Origin of the sequence: Sphingomonas endolithica (assembly GCF_025231525.1) — a bacterium.
GTDB classification, from domain to species: domain Bacteria; phylum Pseudomonadota; class Alphaproteobacteria; order Sphingomonadales; family Sphingomonadaceae; genus Sphingomonas; species Sphingomonas endolithica.
Window position 1 is genome coordinate 3,211,983 of record NZ_CP103057.1, and the last position, 22,798, is coordinate 3,234,780.

A 22,798-nucleotide genomic window follows, 5' to 3' on the forward strand; every position below is an offset into this window, starting at 1 on the left:
GCCCTTGCGTGGATGTGTGAGCAATACATCGGTAGTGGAAAGCAAGACTGGCTGGACCATCAATGCATGGGGGCTGGCGAAGACGCTGTTCGACTTTTGGTAGAACACGGGTTGATCGAGCCCGGAGCCCGCGGTGGGAGGTGGACGGAGGCCGGCAAGGCCCTGCTCGCCAAAGGTTAAGGCGGCGGGTCTTCAATCGCCCATTAGCGGACGCTCTCGCTGCCATCTTCGGGTGAGGGTCGTACGTCGCAAAAATGCATAATCCAGTTATCAAAGCTGGGTGCGACGTGATCGACGGTGCCGAAATCATGATCGAAAAACCAGACCGAATCGCGATCGGCGCTTCCGTCCCTAAGTCTCTCGGCGTCGAAACAAAACATGTTGCCCGCGCTGTCGGCTGCAAATGCAATCAGATGCGATGGCATTCCGGCCTCTCTCCAACCGGAAGTCTGCTCCAGCATCTCCGCTGGAGAGTAGAAATCGCCGACGTCACGTAATGGAAGGTCCTGATCGACGATCGAATTTAGAAGTGAGATCGTCGGTCGGGGTAGGCCTGTCTGAAGCACTGCCTCGCGGTAGTCCGTCGGGAGACGCACGCCCATTGTACGCTCTAGCGTCTGCATATCCGCCAAATGAACCCTCTCGGGGGGATAATGAGAGGAAGTCCACGTCTCGACGAAGCGTTTCAATCCCATCTGTCTAATCCGCACATTGTGCGAGGATACCTAGCGGGTGGATGAAACCGTGCAATGTCGGCTTTCCACCAGTTGCGGACCTTCGAGGCGGCAAACTAACGCTGATCTGCCTTTAGGTAGATCCAGCAGTGAATTTTGCCATCGCCGCTCCGACGGAACGGGATCGAGGGGTGGGGTACCAGACAGCCGGACTTGGTACTGACTCTTAAAACCCTACGTTGGCCGACATGAGCATGGACGTGATAGACGAGAGCACGCGGGCAGCGATCCTGCGCCTGACTATAGCCGAGCGGGAGTGCCTGAAGCGCTGTCTGGACCATCAGACTGCTAAGCAAATGGCCCTCGATCTTGGTATCTCTCCTCACGCCGTGGAGAAGCGGTTAAAGATGGCCCGCGCCAAGCTGGGCCTGTCCTCATCCCTTGAAGCCGCGAAGCTAGTGAAGTCTCTAGAGCGGTCCGGTCGGCTGGGACCCGCCTCGTCGGACCTTCCGCCGGGCAATACCACGCCCGATGAAGGCGGCTCCAATGCCGCCCCGCGAAATGAGACCACGTGGATCACACGGCGGCAGAAAATTTATGTGGTCTCAGGAGCAATGCTAATGAGCTTTCTTGCAGCAGCAGCCTTGATGATTTCCGTTCAGTCACCCGGCGCCATGGAGGCGCAGACAAGCACTTCAGCAGTGGCGCCGTCTGCACCACCAGCCGCACCCAGGTCCGTGCCCACGGCCGGCACCGAGGCTGCCTTGCGGCGCCTTGTCGCTGGTCTGGCGAGCGGTTCGCCCGACTACGAAAAGCTCTCTCCGCGATTCGCCGAAGTCGTTCGTGGGGATCTGCCAATGACACATCCCATGTTCAAAACGCTGGGCGAGCTAAAGTCGGTCACTTACCGCGGGCCCGGCATTATGGGCGACGACGCCTACAATCTGGTGTTCGCCAACGGCGAGGTAATTATGTCGGTAGCGCTCGACACCGAAGGCAGGATGGCCGGCGGCATTCTTCAACCGGGAGGAAAAAATCCTTACCGTTAACTGCGGACGCCAACTGCCGCGTGGGGCAAAGGAATGTCTGCTCCCCCCACTTTTAGCCGTTCAGGGTGCGATCGGGCGTCGATCTGCTCAACAGCCGCCGGTCCGCTCCTGGCCCGAAAGGCGGGCTGCCCGCTGGGCGGAAGAACCTGCTTTTCCACTGGAGCTTGAACGGCCACAATCGATGTAGTGATTGGCCGTCAGGTTACAGGAAGCTGAGCGGAGCTTGACGTGACGAATCGAGCGCGAGAACGGTGGGCGGCTTACATCCGCGCTGGCGGCGCCCTGCGGGCGCACAGGGTTAACGATGGAAAGCGGCCGACCCGATCCGCTCCGCATCGCACATAGCCGTCTGCCGCCAGCCGCTGCTCCGCCCAGTTCTGGAATACCCATGATCCACCGAACGCGACTGGCACCAAGATCATTCCTGCCACGGCGATCCCGTTGCCGATCCGCCCCACTACGGCGTCATTGCGGAACACAGCCAGCGTTCCCCATATCGTCAATGCCACAAAGATCGGCATTAGCGTCAACATCCCGACGTCGCCGCCCGAGATCCGCACCTCCGTCGCACGGGCGCGCCACGCGGCAAAAGATGCTGCTATCGAACTTGCCAGCAACGATCCGCAAAGTATTGATAATGTCAATCCGATGCTTGCCATCGTCAGCGCCGCGCGGCGTCGCTCGCTCGTCATCGCAGCGTGGGAAAGCGCGGGAGATGTTTCCAGAACATGTCGCGGATCTGTCGCTTCGCCTCGGCAATTGCCGTGTCGCGGATCAGGTCAATTACGTTTCCAGCGGCCTGGAAAGCAGTGCTCTTTCCGCGCGCTACCAGTGCCTGCCTCTGCCGCTCCAGTTCGGCGATGCCTTCATCAAGCTGCTTTTGCAGACGCTTGGTGAATTGATACTTCGTATCGATCGCGTCAATCGCCCAGCCGACGCCCAGCCCCACCACCACGGCGAGCACCAGGGGCCCTACCGCCAACGTCATGCCCATCGCGACCGCTGCCGACCCCACGGCATAGCCCACGCCACTCGCGATCAGCGCCTTGCTGACATCCCCGGCGATGCCGCCCAGCAGCTGCCCCATCGTGGCATCGTCACGAATTACATAGTCGACGATGTTCCATGCGGTCAGCAGGACAATAGATACAATCGTGCCGCCTTTGACCGATTTTGCCACCCCCGCCTTGCCAATCCCCAAGCCTACGACCTTGGGATGGAGAGCACCATATCTCGTTCCGGTCAGCACGCGGCGAAGACCCGGATACCCCTTGAACACGACATGCAACTTGCCGTTATAGCTCTTGAAGTAACAGCGACCGCGTATACCGGTTTCGCGCACTAGTTTGCGAATCAGCATCGCATCGTCCGTGGCGGAAAAGTAATTGGCGACCGTGTGCCAATCTTCTGAGTACGCCTTCCAATGCTTGTCGGCCATGGCCGGTGTCATCTTACCCGTAGCGACCGCTTCGGTCAGCCACATGCGGACAAGCATGTCGCGATCGGCAATGACGATTTGATCGGTCCGCTCGGTCATCGGCGCTCCTCGTCCCTCTTAGCCCTGCCTTCCACGATGCGGAAAAGGCTGGGCTCTTTGCTGTTGATCGTGAAGCTTTCACCATGCCATACCACCGGCGGCTCGCCCGCCACAAGTCGACCGAGACAGCTTTCGACAGGAATGGAATCGGTGAGGCGTTGCTGTGCGACCGAAAACAGCCGCACCCATGACTCCCGTCCATTGGCACAACGCTCCCCGCCATTCTTGCTACCATAGCTGTCGAGCACCGCCACGACCCCGCCACCTTCACCGATTCGTTGGACATCGTGGTAGAGGACAGGGTCGGCGCGCTCTGCGGCGATCGGAAACCGGATCTGCGTCTTCGCGCCGCCATCACCATGGGTGTAGATGCCAGTGCCGCCGGTCACCTCGATCGCATCCGAAACCAGGATCGTTATCGTCGGCGCGCCGGCGTTTTGCGCTACCCCGTCAGCTGAATCACAGCCGGCGAGGGTTGGAAAGATGGCCGCCAAGGCCAGCATTGCGGTGGCTCTCATAAGGGCAGGCTAGACCGGGTCGTCCCCTTGCGGAAGCGCAAACTGCACGATCTATAGCGCAGTGCACGCAATCTGCTGGGTTACGGAAGCGCCAAGGCTCATAGACCGCTCTTGCGACGTTGAGCCGCGAGCATACCGTCGTCTAACTACCAACCTGGGCCGTTGGCGGTCCACAACGCCGACGCACCATGAGCCGCCGTCGCTACGCTCATTTAAGCCGTAACGCTCAAACGATCTACCGGACGGGCCCGCTAATTTCGATGGCGCGCAAGCCACGCCGCGCTGTCGCGCGAATCCTCTTCCACATCAAAGCCTGGGTGATCGTAACGCTCAGCGATCTCCTCCCGCCATTCCTTGGGGGCATTCCAACGATCAAGGTAGCTATCCTTCGCGACGTCATCCAAGCCGGACCAGAACGGTAGCCACTCCAAATCGAGGTACGCCTCTTCTGCGCCCTGAGTAGCGCCATCAGCGACACCGAGCGAAGGGAAGACGATCCAAAAAGGTGGTGGCTCGGACATCATCAGTTCTCGTCGCTATGCTCATGCCAAGCGCCCAATCACTGCCTAGCCAATCATCTGGCATATCGCCTAGCTGATTGGCCACCGCCTCGTAGATGCGCTCGGCGCGCTTTCTGTTCGCGGAAGATGGCCGCCTGGTGATCGTCTTCATCATCTGAAAAGCCGTGAAGCTCGAACGTCGATCACCCCTCCTCTTCGGTCGACCTCCACGTCGCGTCGAGCACGGCAGGATGTCGGCGGTGACGGGAAACTCTGCATCAACAGGATTCCCGCCCCCGATTGGATCGCGGCGCCTACGAATGGAACAAGCTAGTCGTCTGCGACCGCAGCTGAACGCATGTTTAGATCCACGGCTACTTCTCAGCGTCGTCGGTCACAGGATCGATGATCCAGCCATTGGCTACGTCATAGCGACCGATCCCCTCTAGCTCGAGCTTCAGCGCGTGCCGAAGGTGTGTGGCATCAGGCTCAGCACATGAGGCGATAGTTACACGTTGTATCGTAAAGCCACCCATCTGAGCCCTATTCACGACCTGCCAAGTCACGAAGATTTCGGCTGCGTGGTTAGTGGATTGCGCAAATACGAACTTGTCGTTCCCGTGCTCGCAGTCGACGAAGAATAATTGCATTGGTTCACCTCGTTGTTGTTGAGGTGATCACCATGACAGCGCTGGTACGTGGATGCGGGTGCATTCGCAATGACCGTTATGGCTTCGCATTGTTCAGCGAGCGAAGCACCCTGTGTCACTAATCACTACCGGTCTGGGAGCGGTGCTTCGCTTCTCAATTCCGCGCACGACCAGGAATGCTGCTCTGGTGAAGCGGCCGGATTAGGGTCAGGACCCATTGATGTGAGAGGCTCGATCTGATTCAGGCTCTGCGAGGAGACTGGCGATGAGCAACCTGTATTGGCTGACGGACAAGCAGATGGCTCGGCTTGAGCCATATTTTCCGAAGAGCCACGGCAAGCCCCGGGTTGATGACCGGCGGGTGTTGAGCGGCATCGTCTTCGTAAATCGCAACGGGCTGCGTTGGTGCGATGCGCCCAAGGAATACGGACCGCACAAGACCCTCTACAACCGGTGGAAGCGGTGGGGCGAGAGAGGCGTGTTCCTGCGCATGATGGAAGGACTGGCCGCTACGAGCGCCACGCCCAAGACGATCATGATCGACGCTACCTATCTCAAGGCACACCGCACGGCATCGAGCCTGCGGGTTAAAAAGGGGATCTCGGGCGCCTGATCGGTCGCACCAAGGGCGGCATGAACACCAAGCTTCACGCCGTCACCGACGCGAACGGTCGCCCGCTGAGCTTCTTCATGACCGCTGGCCAGGTCAGCGATTACACCGGCGCGGCTGCCCTGCTCGACGATCTGCCCAAGGCGCAGTGGATGCTTGCCGACCGCGGTTACGACGCAGACTGGTACAGGGACGCCCTTCAGGCAAAAGGCATAATGCCCTGCATTCCGGGCCGAAACTCCCGGAACGTGCCCATCATACGATAAGCGCCGCTACCGAAGCCGAAGCCGCATCGAGATCATGTTTGGCAGCCTGAAGGACTGGCGCCGCGTCGCCACCCGCTACGATCGATGCCCGACGGTCTTTATCTCCGCCATCGCGCTCGCAGCTACTGTCATCTTCTGGCTCTGATCAACGAGTCCTGAGCCTAGAGAGTCTGTCGAGCGGGGAAACCGATCACGTTTTGAGCGGCGCGGTTGTGAGCAGATACCGCGGGCGCCGCCGACCGTGCTAAGTTTGGCTCGACGACCATCACGGCAGGTGCCGCCGCCGCCGAACGCGGCCGCGACATCCCTCGTCAAATTAAGTGCAGGATATGACGAAGGTGCTCGCAACCACACCGTGCTGCTCCAGCCGCATCCGCCCCCCTGATGCTATCGAGTCTAGCCCCCAAATGGTTTTGCGCCATGTGCTTGACCGGTGATTGCACAGATGAGAGCGCGGGCACACCGCTCTCACCAAGCGACTCCTAAGTCGCTGAAAAACTGGTGCTGCCGGTGAGGATTGAACTCACGACCTCAGCCTTACCAAGGATGCGCTCTACCACTGAGCTACGGCAGCATTCCGCCAGAGCCTTACGGCAGCAGCGGAAGCGGCCTAAGAGACGTTGGAGGCGACATTGTCAAGGCAAAGCGAGCGATGAACGACAAGGAAGAGAAAGCGGCGCGGCTAGCAGCGGCGCTGCGCGAGAACCTGAAGCGGCGCAAGGCGCAGAGCCGCAGCGCTGCTGATGCGCCGCCCAAGGGGGATGCGCCTAGCGAATAGGGGCGCATTTCTCAGCCAGCCAGGCTTGCTCCGCGGGGTCGAGCTGTGGCCCGAGCACGTCCACCACCTTGGCGTGATAGGCATCGAGCCAGGCGGCCTCCGAGTCGCTCAGCATCTCCGCCACGATCAGTGTGCGCTCGATCGGCGCGAAGGTCAGCGTCTCGAAGCCGAGCATGTCGGCATCGCCCTGCGGAAAGGCGCGCGGCTCGACCAGCACGAGGTTCTCGATGCGGATGCCGTATTCGCCGGCCTTGTAGTAACCAGGCTCGTTGGAGATGATCATGCCGGCCCGTAAGGGCTCGGACGGGCCGCCGCCGGGATAATTGGGCTGGGCGATACGCTGCGGTCCTTCATGCACCGACAGATACGCGCCGACGCCGTGGCCGGTGCCATGTGCGTAATCCAGCCCTGCCTCCCACAGCGGCCGCCTGGCAAAGGCATCGATCTGCCCGCCATTGGTGCCGGGCGGGAAGATCGCGGTGGCAATGGCGATGTGACCCTTGAGCACGCGGGTGAAGCGGTCACGCATTTCCGCGGTCGGCTCGCCGACCGGCACGATCCGCGTCACGTCGGTCGTGCCGTCGGCATATTGGCCGCCCGAATCGACGAGGTAGAGTTGCCCGGCTTCGATAGGCGCGTTCGACTCTTCGGTGACGTGGTAATGCGGGGACGCGCCGTTGGCGCCGGTGGCGGAGATCGTGTCGAACGAGGTGTCGAGCAGCACGCCCGTCGCCTCGCGCAGCTTCTGCAACTTGGCGGCGGCGGAGAGTTCGGTCTGGCCGCCCTCGGGCAGTGCCGTTTCGCACCAGCGCAGGAACCGCGCCAGCGCGCCGCCGTCGCGTGCGGAGGCGGCACGGTGGCCGGCGATCTCGGCCGGGTTCTTGAGCGCCTTGGCGAGCACGACCGGATCGCGCGCGGTGAGGATCGTCGCGCCGCCCGCCGACAGGCGGTCGAAGATCGCGGCCACGGCGCGTTCGGGATCGGCGGCGATCAGCTTGCCGGCATAGCCGCCCAGCGCATCGGCGAACTCGGACCGGTCGCGCACGCGCACCGCATTGCCGAGATGCTGGCGCACGGCATCGGTGACCTTGTTGGGCGCGACGAACAATTGCGCGGTGCCATCGGCATCGACGATCGCATAAGCGAGCGCGACCGGCGTGTGCGCGACATCGCCACCGCGAATGTTGAGCGCCCAGGCGATCGAATCCAGCGCGGTGAGCACCACAGCGTCTGCTTGGGTGGAGCCCAGCCAATCGGCGATCAGCCCGCGCTTCTCGGCCGACGATGCGCCGGCCAGAACATCGTCCTGCACGGCAAGCTTGGCGTCAGAGGGCAGCGGGCGATTTGCCCAGATCGCGTCGATCGGGTTGTGCTGCACGGCCACCAGCGTCGCCCCTTTCGCCTTCAACGCCGCACCGGCCTCGCGCACCCAGGCGCTGGTGTGCAGCCACGGATCATAGCCGATCCGCCCGCCCTGCGGCGCATGCTCGGCCAGCCAGCCGGTGATGCTGACCGCCGGCACCGGCTGGTACGACCAATCCGCGCCGTCGACCTGCTGGCGCACCTGCAGCGTGTAGCGCCCATCGGTGAACACCGCGGCCTGGTCCGCCAGCACCGCCGCGGCACCGGCCGAGCCCTGGAAACCGGTCAGCCAGGCAAGCCGCTGCGCATAGCCGCCGACATATTCGGACATGTGCTCGTCGGTCAGCGGCACGACGAAACCGTCGAGGCCGTCCTGTTGCAGCTGGGCGCGGAGGGCGTGAAGGCGATCGGTATAAGGCGGCATGAGCGAATACTCTGGCGAATGATGTGCGCTGGGATTGGCACAAACCGACCATGCAGGACAACGCTCTCGCGGGTCGCATTGCCCGCCGCCATGGCCCTGAGGTGAGCAGCTTGCAAAACGCGGCGCGGTATAAGCCTCCTTCGTCACCCCGGAACAAGTCGGTGATTGTACCGCTCGGACATGTACCACCACGTCATCCCCGCGCAGGCGGGGATCCATACCGCTTGCTTCGCGGCTTAAGTTCTGACGACCGAGTTTATGGATCCCCGCCTGCGCAGGAATGACGATCTATGCTCGAAAGGGATAGCCGTCGAACAAGTTGCGGGTAACGACGTGGCTGTCGATCCGACCCTTCGACAAGCGCGCCGTCCACGCTAAGAGGCGTTATGACCGAACTCACTCCCCCTATCGCCGAGACTCGCCCGCATAGCTTCACCGTGCACGGCGTGACAATCAAAGATCCCTATGCCTGGTTGAAGGACCCCAACTATCCCGAGGTCGATGACCCGCAAGTGCTCGCCTATCTCGAAGCGGAGAACGCCTATTTCGAAGGCGTGATGGCGCCGCACAAGCCGCTGACCGAGCGGCTGTACGAAGAGATGAAGGCGCGCATCAAGGAGGACGATTCCTCCGTGCCGCAAAAGGATGGCGACTGGCTGTACTGGACCGCGTTCGAGACCGGCGGGCAATATCGCAAATGGTGGCGGAGGCCCGTCGCGGGCGGGCCGGACGAATTGATCCTCGACGAGCCGGCACTGGCCGCAGGCAAGGAATATTTCCGCCTGGGCGCGATCGTGTTCAGCGAAGACGGCACGCTGATGGCTTATTCGACCGACGCGGACGGCTCCGAGCGCTACACGATCCGCTTCAAGTCGCTGGCGGACGGCGCGCCGCTCGCCGAAGAAATCGACGGCGTCTCGGGCAAATGGGGCGCGGATTCGATCGAGGGGGCGATCGGCAATATCGTCTTCACGACCGATGGCAGCGGCGTGCTGTATGGCCTGACCGACGAGCATTGGCGCACGCGGACGATCAAGTTCCACCGCCTGGGCACGCCGGTCGCCGACGATGTCGTGATCTATTACGAGGAGGATGCGAGCTTCTCGGTCGGCGTCGACATGACCAGCAACCGGCGGTGGATCGTGCTGGCGACCGGCGGGCACGACACGACCGAAGTGTATCTGCTGCCGGCCAACAATCCGCTCGCCACGCCGCTGCTGGTCTCGGCGCGCAAGACGGGACGCGAATATGATGTCGACGAGCATGACGGCACGCTGTTCATCCACACCAACGACGTGGACCCGAACTTCCGCCTGTGCACGGCGCCGATCGCGACGCCGGGAGAATGGACCGAGCTGATCGCACCGTCGGCGCATTTCTACATGACCGGCATCGACTGCTTCCAGGATTTCTTCATCGTCGATGGGCGCGAGGACGGCTTGGATCAGATCGAGATCCGGCGCTACGAAACGCCATTGGAGGCGCAGCGCATCGCCTTCCCCGAGGCGAGCTATGACGCGGGCCTGGGCAACAATCCCGAATATGACATGGCAGTCCTGCGCGTCGGCTATGAATCGATGGTCACGCCGGGCACCGAATATGATTACGACGTCGCGAGCGGTACGCTGACCACGCTGAAAGTGCAGGAAATCCCGTCCGGCTATGACGCGGAAAAATATCGTACCGAGCGGCTGAAGATCACCGCGCGGGATGGCACCGAGGTGCCGGTGTCGATCGTCTACCCCAAGGATTTCCCGCGCGATGGCTCGGCGCCGTTATTCCTCTACGCTTACGGTGCGTACGGCTATGCCATCCCGCCGGGGTTTTCGACCGGGCGGCTATCGCTGCTCGATCGCGGCTTTGCCTATGCCATCGCGCATATCCGCGGCGGCGACGATCTCGGGCAGCAATGGTATCTCGACGGCAAGCTGGAAAAGCGCGCCAACACGTTCAACGATTTCGTCGATGTGGCGAAGGGACTGGTCGAAGGCGGCTGGACCAGCTCGGGCAAGATCGCGATTGCCGGGCGTTCGGCGGGTGGCGAATTGATGGGCGCGGTGGTCAATTCCGATCCCGAACTATGGGGCGCGGTGATCGCTGACGTGCCGTTCGTCGACGTGCTCAACACCATGCTCGACGGCGACCTGCCGCTGACGCCGGGCGAATGGCCGGAATGGGGTAATCCGATCGAGGACAAGGCCGCGTTCGAGCTGATCCGCTCTTATTCGCCGTATGATCAGGTGACGGCGCAGGATTACCCGCCCATGTTCATCAGCGGCGGGCTCAACGATCCGCGCGTGACCTATTGGGAGCCGGCGAAATGGGCGGCCAAGCTGCGCGCGACCAAGACCGACGATAATGTGCTGCTGCTCAAGACCAATATGGGCGCTGGCCATGGCGGCAAGTCGGGGCGGTTCGAGAGCCTGCGCGAGGCGGCAGAGGAGCATGCCTTCGTGCTGTGGCAATTGGGGGTCGAGTCTTGAGCGCCGCCGTGCTCCTGCGCACGCAGGAGCCCAGGATCACAGGCGCTGCCCTTTATGGCCCGGGGCTCCTGCGGACGCAGGAGCACTGAGCGCCCATGATCCGCTTTACCCTCTCGATCACCGCTGCGCCCGAGGACATCGACGAGCTCGGCCATGTCAACAATGCGGTGTGGGTGCAGTGGGTGCAGCGCATTGCGCTTGCGCATTGGTATGCGGTCGCCTCGCCCGAGGATCAGGCAGCCTATTTCTGGGTCATCACCCGGCATGAGATCGACTATCGCGGCAACGTGGCGGCCGGCGAGACGGTGGTCGGCGAAACCTGGGTACCCGAGCCGCCCAAGGGCGCCCGGTTCGACCGGCATGTCCGCTTCATCGGCCCGGACGGCAAGGTGAAGGTGCAGGCGGTGACCACCTGGGCGCAGATCGACAAGGCAACCGGCCGCCTGCTGCGCGTGCGCCCCGAAATGGCGGCACAATTCCTCTCGTGATCCTCCCCGGAACGGGGAGGTGGCAGCCGCAGGCTGACGGACGGAGTGGGCCGGCAGCGTAGCGCTCGTGGCGGGCCCCCTCCGCCATGCGCGTGAAGAACGCGAATGGTCCCCAGCATCGGGTTGACCATGCCCCGCATGGTCAAGGATCGTCCGGGGGACGATCCGACCCGATGCTCCGTATCGGGGAGGAATAGGTTAGCCCGAATTCCGCAACGCGGTGGCGATCGCGTTGATCGACAGCAGGATCCCCTCACCGATGCGCTCGTCCTGCTCGCCGGCACGGCGGCGCTTGATCAATTCGATCTGCAGCAGGTTGAGCGGCTCGATATAGGGCAGGCGCAGCCTGATCGAGGCGTCGAGTGTCGGGTGCTTCTCCAGCAGCCGCGACTGGCCGGTGGCGGCAAGCAGCCCGTCATGCGCCTGATGCCAGCCGGCCTCGATCCGGCCGAACACATGGTCGCGCAGTCCCGCATCCTCGACCAGCGCCGCATAACGCGCGGCGATGCGCATGTCGGACTTGGCGATCACCTGCTCCATATTGGCCAGGCTCGCGGCAAAGAACGGCCAGCCCTCGGCCATCTCGGCGAGCAGCGTCTTGTCCTCGAACTCGGCCAGCGCCTGCCCGACGCCGTACCAGCCGGGCAGCATCACGCGTGCCTGCGCCCAGCTGAACACCCACGGGATCGCGCGCAGATCCTCGATCCGGTCGCTCTTGGTGCGGCTCGCCGGGCGGCTGCCGATCTTGAGATTGGCGATCTCGGTGAGCGGCGTCATCTGGCGGAAGAAGGTGCGGAAGCCCTGCGCATCGTCGTCATAGACGAGCCCGCGATAGGCCTTGAAGGCATTCGCCGACAGCGCCGTCATCGCCGCGCCGAAGCGCTTGGTGTCGGCGGCGGACAAGGGATCCGGCTCCAGGCTGGCGAGCAACGTCGCCGATGCCATCGCCTCCAGATTGGCCATCGCACTTTCGCGCGTGCCGTATTTGCCCGCAATCACCTCGCCCTGTTCGGTGATGCGGATGCGGCCCTGCACCGTGCCGAACGGCTGCGCGCGGATCGCGGCGAAGCTCGACCCGCCACCGCGCCCGACCGCGCCGCCACGGCCATGGAACAGCTGCATGCCGATGCCGGCGCGCTCGAACACCGGCTTTAGCGCGGTGGACGCGACGCTCAGGCTCCAGGTCGAGGTCAGGTAGCCGCCATCCTTGTTGCTGTCGGAATAGCCGATCATCACTTCCTGGTGGCCCCGCGCGGTGGCGATCGCGGCGATCTCGGGCAGCGCGAACCAGTCGGTCATGATCCCGGGCGCGGCTTCCAGATCGCCGATCGTCTCGAACAACGGGATCGCCATGATCGCCGCAGTCGGCACGGGGCCAGGCCGGTACAGCCCGACTTCCTTCAGCAGCAGGTTGATCTCCAGCAGGTCGGATACCGACTGCGCCATCGAGACGATGTAGTTGACGATGCAGCCGGGCCCATAGGTCGCATGCGCCTCGGCCGCGGCGCGGACGATGGCGAGTTCGCCGCTCGTCTCTTCCGAATAGTCTGCAAAACCGCTCGCCAACGGCCGTGCGCTCGACAGTTCGGCGCGTAGCAGCGCGACCCGCGCCGCTTCGTCCAGCGCCAGATAATCGTCCTCGACCCCGGCGACCTTGAACAGTTCGGCGACCACCCGCTCGTGCACCGCGCTGTTCTGCCGCAGGTCGAGCGTGGCGAGATGGAAGCCAAACGTCTCCACCGCGCGGATCAGCCGACCTAATGCGCCACCGGTCGATAGTGGGCCCTTATCTTCTGATGCGAGACCATGCGCGATTGCCACGAGATCGGCGCGAAACGCCTGCGGATCGGCATAGGCCGCGCCCTTCAGCGCCGATGGCCGCGGCGCCGGCGTGCCGGTCAGCGTGACATGCGTCGCCGCCAGCCGCGCATAGATGCCGCTCAGCGCGCGGCGATACGGTTCGTCGGCGCGGCTCGCGGCGCTGTCGCCGCTCGCCTCGGCCAGCTGCTGGACCGCGGCGTCGGCGGCGGCGAGATCGGTCGAGATCGACAACTCGGCGCCCAGCGCATTCACCGCATCCAGATAATAGACCAGCACCGCCGCGCTCGACTTGGCGAGCGCCGCGCGTAGGCTGTCCGCGGTCACGAACGGGTTGCCGTCGCGGTCGCCGCCGATCCAGCTGCCGGGCCGCAGGAAGCTCGGCACGCGCGTGCCGAGCGCCCGGTCCCAGCGCTGGTACAAAGCGGGCAGCGCCGGCAGGAACACGTCGCGCAGATAGCTGAGCGCGGTCTCCACCTCGTCGGCGACGTACAATTTCTCGCGCCGCAGCACGCGCGTCTGCCACAGCAAGGCAATCTGGCGCAGGATCGCCTCGTCGACGCGGTCGCCCTCAGGCGTTTCGGTCAGGCCGCGATCCTTCATCGCCAGCAACCCGGCGATACGGTTGCGATGGTCGATCATCGACTTGCGCCGCACTTCGGTCGGGTGCGCGGTCAGCACCGGCGCGATCAATGCATGTTCGAGCAGCCCGACCACCGCCTCCTGGTCGATCCCCTCTGCCGCCAGGCGCTTCAGCGCGGCATCCAGCGTGGCGCCCTCTTCGGCGGCGATGCCCTGGCGGTCCTCGGCAAGGTTGGCGAGCATCGAGAACAGCATGAAGCCACGGACGAAATCGAGCGTCTCGTCGATATCCAACCGGTCGAGCCCGAGATCGGTTTCCGTCGCGTCATCGCTACCGTTACCATCGCCATTGATGCTGCGATGCCGCCCGACCGAGGCGGCGCGGATATATTCGGTCCGCTCGAACAATGTGTCCCCGCCATAAGCGCGGATCACATCACCCAGCAGGGCGCCGAGGAAGCGGATATCGGGATTGTTTGCGATCGTGGGGAGGTCGGCCATGGTGTCATGCTGCGTTGCGGCATCGCCAAGGTCAACCGCCAGCGTCACTCCGCCGTCTCATTGTCGTGCGCCGCCCGCCTGGCATCGGCATCGCGACCCCATCCCGCGGCATCGCGCTCGTCACTGCTCAGGATTGCGTCATGATTGGTATCGGTGGCGTCGAAGCGCGCGATGCTGCCGGCCTTGAACTCGTCGAACGTCAGCTTTCCGTCGTTATTGGCGTCATAGCGCTTCAGCCGTTCGGGACGGCGCTTGAGATCGGCGATCCTGACGATGCCGTCGCCATCGCGATCGAGCCGGTGGAAGCGCTTGATCAACCCGCTCTCAAAATCGGCCCGCGGCAGGTTCGTCGGCGGCGTGAAGTCGACGTCTTCCTCGGCGATCTTCTGGCTGCAGGCGGCCAGCCCCAAGGCGATGGCGACGACGAAGGCGATACGGACGGTCATGAATACTCCCTTTGTGCGGGAGAACGGCAGGCGCGGCGAAATCGTTCCGGAACGGTCAGGCCTCAAGCTCGACATCCCAGTACAGCCAATCGTGCCAGGTATCGTGCAGGTAATTGGGCGGAAATCGCCGGCCATGTTCCTGCATCTGCCAGCTGGTCGGGCGGATCGCGGCGATGTGCAGCGGCATGTGTGCCTGGAGCGGCGTGCGGCCGCCTTTCTTCAGATTGCAGGGTGCGCACGCGGTGGCGACATTCTCCCACGTCGTCCGCCCGCCTTGCGCGCGCGGAATGATATGGTCGAACGTCAGATCATGCCCGCTGCCGCAATATTGGCAGCTGAATGTGTCGCGCAGGAACACGTTGAAGCGCGTGAAGGCCGGGAAGGCGGAGGGCCGCACATAAGATTTGAGCGCGATGACCGAGGGCAGCTTCACGCGCTGCGTCGGGCTGCGCACTTCACGCTCATATTCGGCGACGATATCCACGCGGTCGAGGAACACCGCCTTGATCGCGGTCTGCCATGGCCACAACGACAGCGGGTAATAGCTGAGCGGCGTATAATCGGCGTTCAGCACCAGAGCGGGGCAACCGTCCGGGTGCCGGATCAGATCGGGATGGTACATAACCCCCTTTCGCGCCGCTGTTTCCTTGACGGCGCTGTTGCCGATCAGGATGACACAGGCATGACAGCACGGCACATGACGCACGGTCAAGGGGCACGTCGGTCGTCGCCCGCCGTGCGGCTGGAGCGGCGTAGAGAAAGAGGTCCTTGGCATGGCATGGTGTTCCCCGGCGAAGGCCGGGGCCCAGTGGCGGAACGCTCGTTGGCGGGGGCTGCGCGCCGTTATGCCGGCCATTCCGACTGGGCCCCGGCCTTCGCCGGGGAACGGCGTAGCGCTTATGGAGACTTGGTCGTGAAGTCTAGCTTAAACACTCCCGCCCCGAACAAAAGAGGCTCGCGAGGCGACAGTCCCACATGACGATCACCACCCGCTTCGCCCCAAGCCCCACCGGCGCGCTGCATCTCGGCCATGCCTTTTCCGCGATCCAGTCGCACGACCGCGCACGCGACGCAGGCGGGCGGTTCCTGTTGCGCATCGAGGATATCGACGGCACGCGCAGTCGGCCCGAGCATGTGCAGGGCATCGTCGACGACCTGCGCTGGCTTGGCCTTGCGTGGCACGGAGACCCGCTGTTCCAGTCCACACGCCTCGACGCCTACCAGGCCGCGCTCGACAGCTTGCAAGGGCAGGGGCTGCTCTACCGCTGCTTCTGCACCCGCGCCGAGATCGCACAGAGCCTGTCCGCGCCGCACGGCGCGGCACCGGTCTATCCCGGCACCTGCCGCAGGCTTAACCTGGGCGAACGGGACGGCACGCCGTTTGCGTGGAGGATCGACATGGCGAAAGCGGTGGCGCTTGTCGGGCCGCTCGGCTGGCAAGACGAGATCGCCGGGCCCCAGCGCGCCGATCCCTCACGCCACGGCGATGTCGTGCTGGCGCGCAAGGATGCGCCGGCCAGCTATCATCTCGCCGTGGTGGTGGACGATGCCTTCCAGCAGGTCAGCCATGTCGTGCGCGGTGCCGATCTCAGCGAAGCGACGCATGTCCATGTGCTGCTGCAGCGCCTGCTCGGCCTGCCGACGCCCGTCTACCGCCATCATGCGCTACTGACCGACGCCGACGGGACGCGGCTGGCCAAGCGCAACGGCGCGCCGACGCTCGGGTCATTGCGCGACCGCGGCATGGACGGAAAGATGCTCGCCGACGATCTCCGCGCCGGCCGCCTGCCCATTGGCTTTGCCCTGCCGAATGCCTAGATTACGGCCATGACAACTTTCCTAGCCATCCTGCTCGTCGCCGCGATGATCGCGGTCGTCGTCGTGCTCGTCCGCGGGCTCGTCGTGTTCCTGGCCAGTGCGACCGAGGATGTGAAGAACGGCGGCGATGGCCCGAGCGCGGCGGCGCTCAAGTCCAACAAGATGATGCAATACCGCATCTTCTTCCAGGCGATCGCGATCCTGATCGTCGTGCTGATCCTTTTCCTCGCCAGCGGGCGCTGAACGCCGCTTCGTGGTCAAGCTCAACAAGATCTACACGCGCACCGGTGATGACGGCACGACCGGGCTGGTCGATGGCTCGCGTGTCGCCAAGTCGGCGCCGCGCATGGCGGCAATAGGCGATGTCGACGAAGCGAACAGCGCGCTCGGCGTGGCGATCGTGGCGCTCGGCGAAAACGATCTCGTCGCCGCGCTCACCCGCATCCAGAACGATCTGTTCGATCTTGGTGCCGATCTCGCCACGCCCAGCACCAATGGCGATTTCACCCCGTCCGAGATGAGCTTGCGCATCGTGGCCGCGCAGGTGGCGCGGCTGGAAAATGAGATCGATGCGCTGAACGCTGGCATGCCGCCGCTCACCAGCTTCATCCTCCCCGCCGGCACTGCCGGTGCGGCCGCGCTGCATCTGGCGCGCGCGATCGCCAGGCGCGCGGAACGCACTGCGGTGGCCGCGGCCGCAGAGACGCCGATCAACCGCCAGGCGCTTGCCTATCTCAATCGGTTGTCGGATTATCTGTTTGTCGCTGCGCGCTTCGTGAACCAAAAGGCGGGTGGCGACGTTCTGTGGGTTCCTGGCGCCTCGCGAGACATTTAACCCAGGTTGGGTTTGGGCGCATTCTGGGCTAGGTGGAACGGAATGCGAACGAACCCGAGTCGTGCCGCTGATGCGGCCTCGCTGTCCCAGCGTCTTTCCAAGGTGCGCGATCTGAGCGTGGCGCTGGTCGCCCCGTTGTCGGATGCCGATGCCACGGTCCAGTCCATGGAGGATGCGTCGCCGGCCAAATGGCATCTGGCGCACACCACCTGGTTCCTCGAAACCTTCATCCTGCGTGATTTCGTTGCCGGCTACCGGCTGCACGACGAACGTTTCCCGTTCCTTTTCAACAGCTATTACGAGGCGGAGGGGCGGCGGCACGCGCGTGGGCGGCGTGGCATGGTCACGCGGCCAACGCTGGACGAGGTGCTGGCCTATCGCCGCCATGTCGATGAGGCGGTGCAGGCGGCGTTGCCCGATCTGCCGGCGGCGGCGATCGAGCTCGTGACGCTCGGCTGCCATCACGAGGAACAGCATCAGGAACTGCTCGTCACCGATATCCTGCACCTGATGTCGGAAAACCCGCTCGAACCCGCCGTGTGGACGCCGGCGCGGAAAGTGCCGGTCGAGATGCCCGGGCCGATCGGCTGGATCGAAGGCGCCGCCGGCGTGGTCGAGATCGGCTTTGCCGGAGACGGCTTTGCGTTCGATTGCGAGGGCCCCCGACACCAGGCTTTGCTCAGCCCGCACGCGCTTGCCGACCGCACCGTCACCAACGGCGAATGGGCGGCGTTTATCGCCGATGGCGGCTATGCCGATCCGCGCTTCTGGCTGGCGGATGGCTGGGCCTGGGTTAAGGCGCAGGGCATCGCCGCGCCGTTCTATTGGGAGCAGCAGGAGGGCGGATGGACCCGCTTCGGGCTCGACGGCCGTCGCGCGATCGATCCCGCCGCACCAGTGACGCATGTCAGCTTCTACGAGGCGGATGCCTATGCTGCCTGGGCCGGCGCGCGCTTGCCGACAGAGGCGGAATGGGAGGCAGCCGCCACACCCTACGATCCCGCTGGCGGCAACCAGCTGGATGGCGCCGGACCGGTCGAGCCGCGCCCCGCCGCCAGCGGCCCGGCCTTTTTCGGCGATGTGTGGGAATGGACCGGCAGCGCCTATCGTCCCTATCCCGGCTTCAAGCCGGTCGAGGGTGCGGTCGGCGAATATAACGGCAAATTCATGTCGGGGCAGTGCGTGCTACGCGGCGGGTCCTGCGCCACGCCACGCGGCCATGCCCGCGCCAGCTACCGCAATTTCTTCTACCCGCACCAGCGTTGGCAATTCACCGGGGTGCGGCTGGTCAAGGATATCTGACATGTTGAAGCGCGAGATCGAGGACGGCGAACAGTCGCTGGCCGATCCGGCCTTTCGTGCCGACGTGCTGCGCGGCTTCGGGCTCCGGCCGCGCGCGATCCCGGCGCGCTGGTTCTACGATCGGCGCGGCTCGGAACTGTTCGAGGCGATCACCGATCTGCCGGAATATTATCCGACGCGCACCGAGACCGCGATCCTGCGCGATTGCAGCCCAGAAGTGGCGGCGCTCGCCGGCCCCGGCCGCGCGGTGGTCGAATTCGGCTCGGGATCCTCGACCAAGACGCCGATCCTGCTCAGCGCCGTCGCGCCCGCCGCTTATGTGCCGATCGACATATCGGGCGATTTCCTGCGCGCTTCGTCGGCCGAGCTGGCGGCGGCTTTTCCGGGATTGCCGGTGCTGCCGGTCGAGGCCGATTTCCTTCGCCCCGTGCCGTTCCCGGCGCAGGTGGCGGACCTGCCCAAGCTCGGTTTCTTCCCCGGCTCGACGATCGGCAACATGATCCCCCACGCCTCGGTCGATCTGCTGCGCGCGATGAAGAATTCGCTGGGCGAGGGCGCCATGCTGCTGATCGGCATGGACCGGATCAAGGATACCGGCGTGCTGACCGCGGCGTATGACGATGCGCAGGGCGTCACCGCCGCGTTCAACCTCAATCTGCTGGAGCGTATCAACCGCGAACTCGGCGGCACGATCCCGCTCGACCGCTTCCGCCACCGCGCGCTGTGGAACGACGATCGCGCCCGGATCGAGATGCATCTGGAGGCGGTCGAGGACATTGCCTTCACCATCGACGGCCGTAGCTTCGACATGGAAGCTGGCGAGACGATCCACACCGAGAACAGCCACAAATTCGCTCCCCGCGATGCCCGCCTGCTGCTCCGCGCCGGCGGCTGGACCCCGATCGCCGAATGGACCGACCCGCAGGACCTCTTCGCTGTCATCCTCGCCGAAGCCCAGCCGCCGCGCCTCGCGCCATAATCTGCCGCGCATGACCCATCTGTCTCGCGTTGCGCTGATTGGCTACGGCTATGCCGGCAAGACGTTCCACGCGCCGCTGCTGACGGCGGAACCTGGTCTTGCGCTGACGTTGGTGGCATCGCGCGATGCGGCCAAGGTGCATGCCGACGTGCCAGGGGTCGCGGTCACCGCCGATCCGGACGTTGCGGCAACCGACGACGCGATCGACCTGATCGTCATCGCCGCGCCCAACGACACCCACGCCCCACTTGCCCGCGCCGCCCTCAAGGCGGGCAAGCACGTCGTGATCGACAAGCCGTTCACGCTCGACCTCGCCGAAGCACGCGAACTGCTCGCGCTCGCCGAACGCCATGACCGCTTGCTGTCGGTGTTTCACAACCGGCGCTGGGACAGTGATTTCCTGAGCGTTGCCGACGCCATCCGGCACGGCGTGGCCGGTACTGTCACGCACTTCGAATCGCATTTCGACCGTTTTCGCCCGATCGTGCGCGATCGCTGGCGCGAGGCGGGTGGCGCTGGCAGCGGCATCTGGTTCGATCTTGGTCCGCATCTGATCGATCAGGCGCTGCTGCTGTTCGGCTTGCCCAATCGTGTCCAGGCCGACCTCGCACGGCAACGCAGCGGCGCGCTGTCCGACGATTGGGCGCATGTCGTGCTCGACTATGGCGAGGCCCGGGTGATCCTGCACGCCGGCATGCTGGTTGCCGGTGGCGTGCCGCGCTTCACCGTCCATGGCGACCGCGGCAGCCTGATCAAGCGGCAGCCCGACGGCCAGGAACAGCAACTGCTCGCCGGCATGCGCCCGGGGGCGCCCGGCTGGGGCATGGATGACGATCCCGTGATCGCCTTCGACGCCGACGGCGGGGAACGCCTGTTGCCCGCCGTCTCGGGCGATCAGCGGCTTTATTACGCCGGCATTGCCGCCGCGCTGCGTGGCGAGGGCACGAACCCGGTGCACCCGATCGAGGCGCTGGCGGTCATGTCCGTGCTCGAAGCCGCGGCGCGCTCGGCCGCCGAGCGCCGCTCGGTCGAACCCGACTTCACCGAAGCCGAGCGCGCTGCCTTGCGCGCCGCGGCAACGTCCGCCATCTGACGCCGCGATAAGGCGGCCACCCCACGGTCGTACGGAAGAGGATCAGAGAATGCAGACGATAGGCGTGATCGGGGCAGGGCAGATGGGCGCCGGCATTGCTCAGGTGACTGCGCAAGCGGGCTACCATGTGCTGCTGAGCGACATCTCCAAGGAGCGTGCCGAGGCGGGCAAGGCCGGCATCGCCAAGCAGCTCGAGCGGCTGGTCACCAAGGAAAAGATCGACGCCGCGGCGCGCGACGCCGCGCTCGCGCTGATCGAGCCGGTCGACAGCGTGGCGGCAATGGCGCCGTGCGGTCTCGTCATCGAGGCCGCGACCGAGCGCGAGGAGATCAAGCGCGCCATCTTCGCCGAGGTCGGCAAGGTGCTGGGTGGGGAGGCGGTGCTCGCCTCGAATACCTCGTCGATCCCGATCACCCGGCTGGCGCAAGCCGCGCCGGATCCGGCGCGCTTCGTCGGCGTGCATTTCTTCAATCCGGTGCCGGTCATGGGACTGATCGAGCTGATCCGCGGCCTCGCCACTTCCGATGCGACGGTCACCCTGGTCGAGGATTACGCCCATCGCCTGGGCAAGAAAGTGGTGCGCGCCAACGACGCGCCCGGCTTCATCGTCAACCGCGTGCTGATGCCGATGGTCAACGAGGCGTGCTTCGCGCTTGGCGAAGGCGTGGCAACGATCCCGGACATCGATCTGGCCTGTCAGCTCGGCCTCAATCACCCGATGGGCCCGCTGACGCTCGCCGATTTCATCGGGCTCGACACGTGCCTGGAAATCACGCGCGTCCTGTTCGAGGGCACCGGCGATCCCAAGTTCCGCCCCGCGCCGCTGCTCGTCAAATATGTCGAGGCCGGCTGGTTCGGGCGCAAGACCGGGCGCGGCTTTTACGATTATTCGGGCGAAGAGCCGGTGCCGACGCGGTAGCGTTCCGTATCGGCTCAGAACGGCCGCGGTGGCGCCTCGACCTCATCGCTCTGCATGCCGCCGACCGGGCCCATCACGAATTTGACCCGGTCAGTGCAGCCGACCGCGCCCGTGCCCGCCGGAGCGACCTTGGCGCTGCGCATCACCTGGATCGCCTGCTTGCCGAAATCGTCCGACGGCTCGGCTGCGAGCACCCGAACGTTGCCGATCTCGCCCCACGGGGCGATGTCGTAGGCGACCACCGCCCAGCCCTCGATCGATCGGCGACGATACGGCTCGGGGAAGCGCAGCACCGGCGGCGTCACCCAGTCGCGCTTTTCGGGGCACGTGGCCTGAGCCGAGCGAAACCCGGCTTCGTCCGGGATTGGCGGTGCCACGAGCTTCTCGGGAGCATGCCAATACGGGTAGAGGCAGCCGGCGCGGGCACCACCGCTATAACGCGATTCGCGTAGTGCCTTCACCGCCGCGGCGTCCAGTGCGGCATCGTGCGTGCCATAAACGATCCGCACGTTGGTCGGGCGCCCCGCGGCATCCGTGTCGTAGCCGACCATCGACCAGTCACGGGCGCCCGGTGTGCCCTCGATCTTGTCGAAGTCCGGATAGACCTGCGTCAACGGCCGCGCTCGCGGCGCACGAAGGCAGGTGCCGGCGGCATAGATGCGGTCCCAGGCTTCCCTGGGCAATGCACCCGCGGTCGGCGCGAGCGAATAGGCGGCGAGATCGTCGAGCGCCGCCGAGGCGAGCGGCGCCTGTTGCGGCACGAACCGTACGGTGCAGCCCGTGCGCGGCGCGCCGGCGGCAAAGCGGCTCGCCGACAGCGCCGGGCCGATATCGTCGGTGAATGGAACATAGTCGCCGCCGTCGCGCCGGATACCGACGGTGCGGCCATCGCCGCCGATGTCGAAGCGATACTCGACCGGCTTCAGCGAGGTCATCGCGCCCCAGATCATGCCTACCGACGGCTGGCGAAACGCTGCGGCCTCGAGCGCCACGCCGTCGCACTGCGCCTGCGGGCGCCAGGTCAGTAGCAACCGCTGCGACATCGCTGCCTTAGGGATGCTTCGCACGTGGGGCGCGATGTCGATGATCGGCGGCGGTGTTTGGGCTGCCGCGACCAGTGGCAGGCAAAGTCCGATAAGAGCGCGTTTCATAATCCGGAGAGTGCC

Annotated in this window: 22 protein-coding genes, 1 tRNA gene and 1 pseudogene; 12 read left to right on the forward strand and 12 right to left on the reverse strand. The window is 64.7% G+C overall.

Annotated features, from left to right (window positions below; genetic code table 11):
- Positions 1–203: 203 nt before the first annotated feature.
- Positions 204–695: an SMI1/KNR4 family protein gene (locus NV382_RS15095; RefSeq protein ID WP_260597537.1), complete on the reverse strand. Its 492-nt coding sequence runs from the start codon at positions 693–695 to the stop codon at positions 204–206.
- Positions 696–922: 227 nt separating this feature from the next.
- Between NV382_RS15095 and NV382_RS15100 the strand changes: the two genes are divergently transcribed.
- Positions 923–1,723 (forward strand): helix-turn-helix transcriptional regulator, encoded by an 801-nt coding sequence (locus NV382_RS15100; RefSeq protein ID WP_260600439.1) that lies wholly within the window; start codon positions 923–925, stop codon positions 1,721–1,723.
- A 260-nt stretch (positions 1,724–1,983) separates the two neighbouring features.
- On the opposite strand, the gene NV382_RS15105 is transcribed toward NV382_RS15100, so the two are convergent.
- The 5 genes from NV382_RS15105 to NV382_RS15125 all read right to left on the reverse strand — a co-directional run bounded on the left by NV382_RS15105 (position 1,984) and on the right by NV382_RS15125 (position 4,928).
- Positions 1,984–2,382, reverse strand: coding sequence for a hypothetical protein (locus tag NV382_RS15105; protein ID WP_260597538.1), 399 nt, complete (start codon positions 2,380–2,382; stop codon positions 1,984–1,986).
- 29 nt (positions 2,383–2,411) lie between these two features.
- Positions 2,412–3,260 carry a hypothetical protein gene (locus NV382_RS15110; RefSeq protein ID WP_260597539.1) on the reverse strand — a complete coding sequence of 283 codons (849 nt, stop codon included), beginning with the start codon at positions 3,258–3,260 and terminating at the stop codon, positions 2,412–2,414.
- The gene (locus NV382_RS15115) at positions 3,257–3,763 is read right to left on the reverse strand and encodes a hypothetical protein (protein ID WP_260597540.1); all 507 of its coding nucleotides are present in this window, start codon (positions 3,761–3,763) and stop codon (positions 3,257–3,259) included. The genes NV382_RS15110 and NV382_RS15115 overlap by 4 nt, the downstream gene beginning before the upstream one ends.
- Positions 3,764–4,029: 266 nt before the next feature.
- Entirely contained in the window at positions 4,030–4,299 is a 270-nt protein-coding gene (locus NV382_RS15120) for a hypothetical protein (protein WP_260597541.1), read from the reverse strand.
- A 353-nt stretch (positions 4,300–4,652) separates the two neighbouring features.
- On the reverse strand, positions 4,653–4,928 hold the full coding sequence (locus NV382_RS15125) for a hypothetical protein (protein WP_260597542.1): 276 nt from the start codon (positions 4,926–4,928) through the stop codon (positions 4,653–4,655).
- A gap of 265 nt (positions 4,929–5,193) precedes the next feature.
- Between NV382_RS15125 and NV382_RS15130 the strand changes: the two are divergent.
- Positions 5,194–5,949, forward strand: a pseudogene (locus NV382_RS15130) (IS5 family transposase).
- A 354-nt stretch (positions 5,950–6,303) separates the two neighbouring features.
- Here the strand turns inward: NV382_RS15130 and NV382_RS15135 are convergent.
- A tRNA-Thr gene (locus NV382_RS15135) sits at positions 6,304–6,378 on the reverse strand.
- A gap of 78 nt (positions 6,379–6,456) precedes the next feature.
- Between NV382_RS15135 and NV382_RS15140 the strand changes: the two genes are divergently transcribed.
- Positions 6,457–6,582 carry a hypothetical protein gene (locus tag NV382_RS15140; protein WP_260597543.1) on the forward strand — a complete coding sequence of 42 codons (126 nt, stop codon included), beginning with the start codon at positions 6,457–6,459 and terminating at the stop codon, positions 6,580–6,582.
- On the opposite strand, the gene NV382_RS15145 is transcribed toward NV382_RS15140, so the two are convergent.
- On the reverse strand, positions 6,572–8,368 hold the full coding sequence (locus tag NV382_RS15145; protein WP_260597544.1) for an aminopeptidase P family protein: 1,797 nt from the start codon (positions 8,366–8,368) through the stop codon (positions 6,572–6,574). The two genes, NV382_RS15140 and NV382_RS15145, sit on opposite strands and share 11 nt — an antisense overlap.
- A 386-nt stretch (positions 8,369–8,754) precedes the next feature.
- Between NV382_RS15145 and NV382_RS15150 the strand changes: the two genes are divergently transcribed.
- Positions 8,755–10,851, forward strand: coding sequence for a S9 family peptidase (locus NV382_RS15150; protein ID WP_260597545.1), 2,097 nt, complete (start codon positions 8,755–8,757; stop codon positions 10,849–10,851).
- 95 nt (positions 10,852–10,946) lie between these two features.
- A complete protein-coding gene (locus NV382_RS15155) occupies positions 10,947–11,339 on the forward strand; it encodes an acyl-CoA thioesterase (protein ID WP_260597546.1) in 393 nt (130 codons plus the stop codon).
- Positions 11,340–11,537: 198 nt separating this feature from the next.
- Here NV382_RS15155 and ppc read toward each other — a convergent pair whose 3' ends face one another.
- Genes ppc through NV382_RS15170 form a run of 3 tightly spaced genes read right to left on the reverse strand, consistent with a single transcriptional unit; the run spans position 11,538 to position 15,308 of the window.
- Positions 11,538–14,240: a phosphoenolpyruvate carboxylase gene (gene ppc / locus NV382_RS15160; RefSeq protein ID WP_260597547.1), complete on the reverse strand. Its 2,703-nt coding sequence runs from the start codon at positions 14,238–14,240 to the stop codon at positions 11,538–11,540.
- A gap of 44 nt (positions 14,241–14,284) precedes the next feature.
- Positions 14,285–14,686 carry an EF-hand domain-containing protein gene (locus tag NV382_RS15165; RefSeq protein ID WP_260597548.1) on the reverse strand — a complete coding sequence of 134 codons (402 nt, stop codon included), beginning with the start codon at positions 14,684–14,686 and terminating at the stop codon, positions 14,285–14,287.
- Between the two features lie 55 nt (positions 14,687–14,741).
- Positions 14,742–15,308 (reverse strand): HNH endonuclease, encoded by a 567-nt coding sequence (locus NV382_RS15170; RefSeq protein ID WP_260600440.1) that lies wholly within the window; start codon positions 15,306–15,308, stop codon positions 14,742–14,744.
- Positions 15,309–15,661: 353 nt separating this feature from the next.
- On the opposite strand from NV382_RS15170, the gene gluQRS reads away from it, so the two are divergent.
- Genes gluQRS through NV382_RS15205 form a run of 7 tightly spaced genes read left to right on the forward strand, consistent with a single transcriptional unit; the run spans position 15,662 to position 21,632 of the window.
- On the forward strand, positions 15,662–16,504 hold the full coding sequence (gene gluQRS, locus NV382_RS15175; RefSeq protein WP_260597549.1) for a tRNA glutamyl-Q(34) synthetase GluQRS: 843 nt from the start codon (positions 15,662–15,664) through the stop codon (positions 16,502–16,504).
- Between the two features lie 9 nt (positions 16,505–16,513).
- Positions 16,514–16,747, forward strand: coding sequence for a twin transmembrane helix small protein (locus tag NV382_RS15180; RefSeq protein WP_260597550.1), 234 nt, complete (start codon positions 16,514–16,516; stop codon positions 16,745–16,747).
- Positions 16,748–16,757: 10 nt separating this feature from the next.
- Positions 16,758–17,339 (forward strand): cob(I)yrinic acid a,c-diamide adenosyltransferase, encoded by a 582-nt coding sequence (locus NV382_RS15185; RefSeq protein WP_260597551.1) that lies wholly within the window; start codon positions 16,758–16,760, stop codon positions 17,337–17,339.
- Between the two features lie 42 nt (positions 17,340–17,381).
- Complete coding sequence (gene egtB, locus NV382_RS15190) at positions 17,382–18,641, forward strand: ergothioneine biosynthesis protein EgtB (RefSeq protein WP_260597552.1); 1,260 nt, start codon at positions 17,382–17,384, stop codon at positions 18,639–18,641.
- Between the two features lies 1 nt (position 18,642).
- Positions 18,643–19,620, forward strand: coding sequence for an L-histidine N(alpha)-methyltransferase (gene egtD / locus NV382_RS15195; RefSeq protein WP_260597553.1), 978 nt, complete (start codon positions 18,643–18,645; stop codon positions 19,618–19,620).
- 10 nt (positions 19,621–19,630) lie between these two features.
- Positions 19,631–20,713, forward strand: a complete 1,083-nt coding sequence (locus NV382_RS15200; RefSeq protein WP_260597554.1) for an oxidoreductase — start codon at positions 19,631–19,633, stop codon at positions 20,711–20,713.
- Between the two features lie 49 nt (positions 20,714–20,762).
- On the forward strand, positions 20,763–21,632 hold the full coding sequence (locus NV382_RS15205; RefSeq protein WP_260597555.1) for a 3-hydroxyacyl-CoA dehydrogenase NAD-binding domain-containing protein: 870 nt from the start codon (positions 20,763–20,765) through the stop codon (positions 21,630–21,632).
- Positions 21,633–21,646: 14 nt separating this feature from the next.
- Here NV382_RS15205 and NV382_RS15210 read toward each other — a convergent pair whose 3' ends face one another.
- Positions 21,647–22,699, reverse strand: coding sequence for an energy transducer TonB (locus tag NV382_RS15210; RefSeq protein ID WP_260597556.1), 1,053 nt, complete (start codon positions 22,697–22,699; stop codon positions 21,647–21,649).
- Positions 22,700–22,798 lie beyond the last annotated feature (99 nt).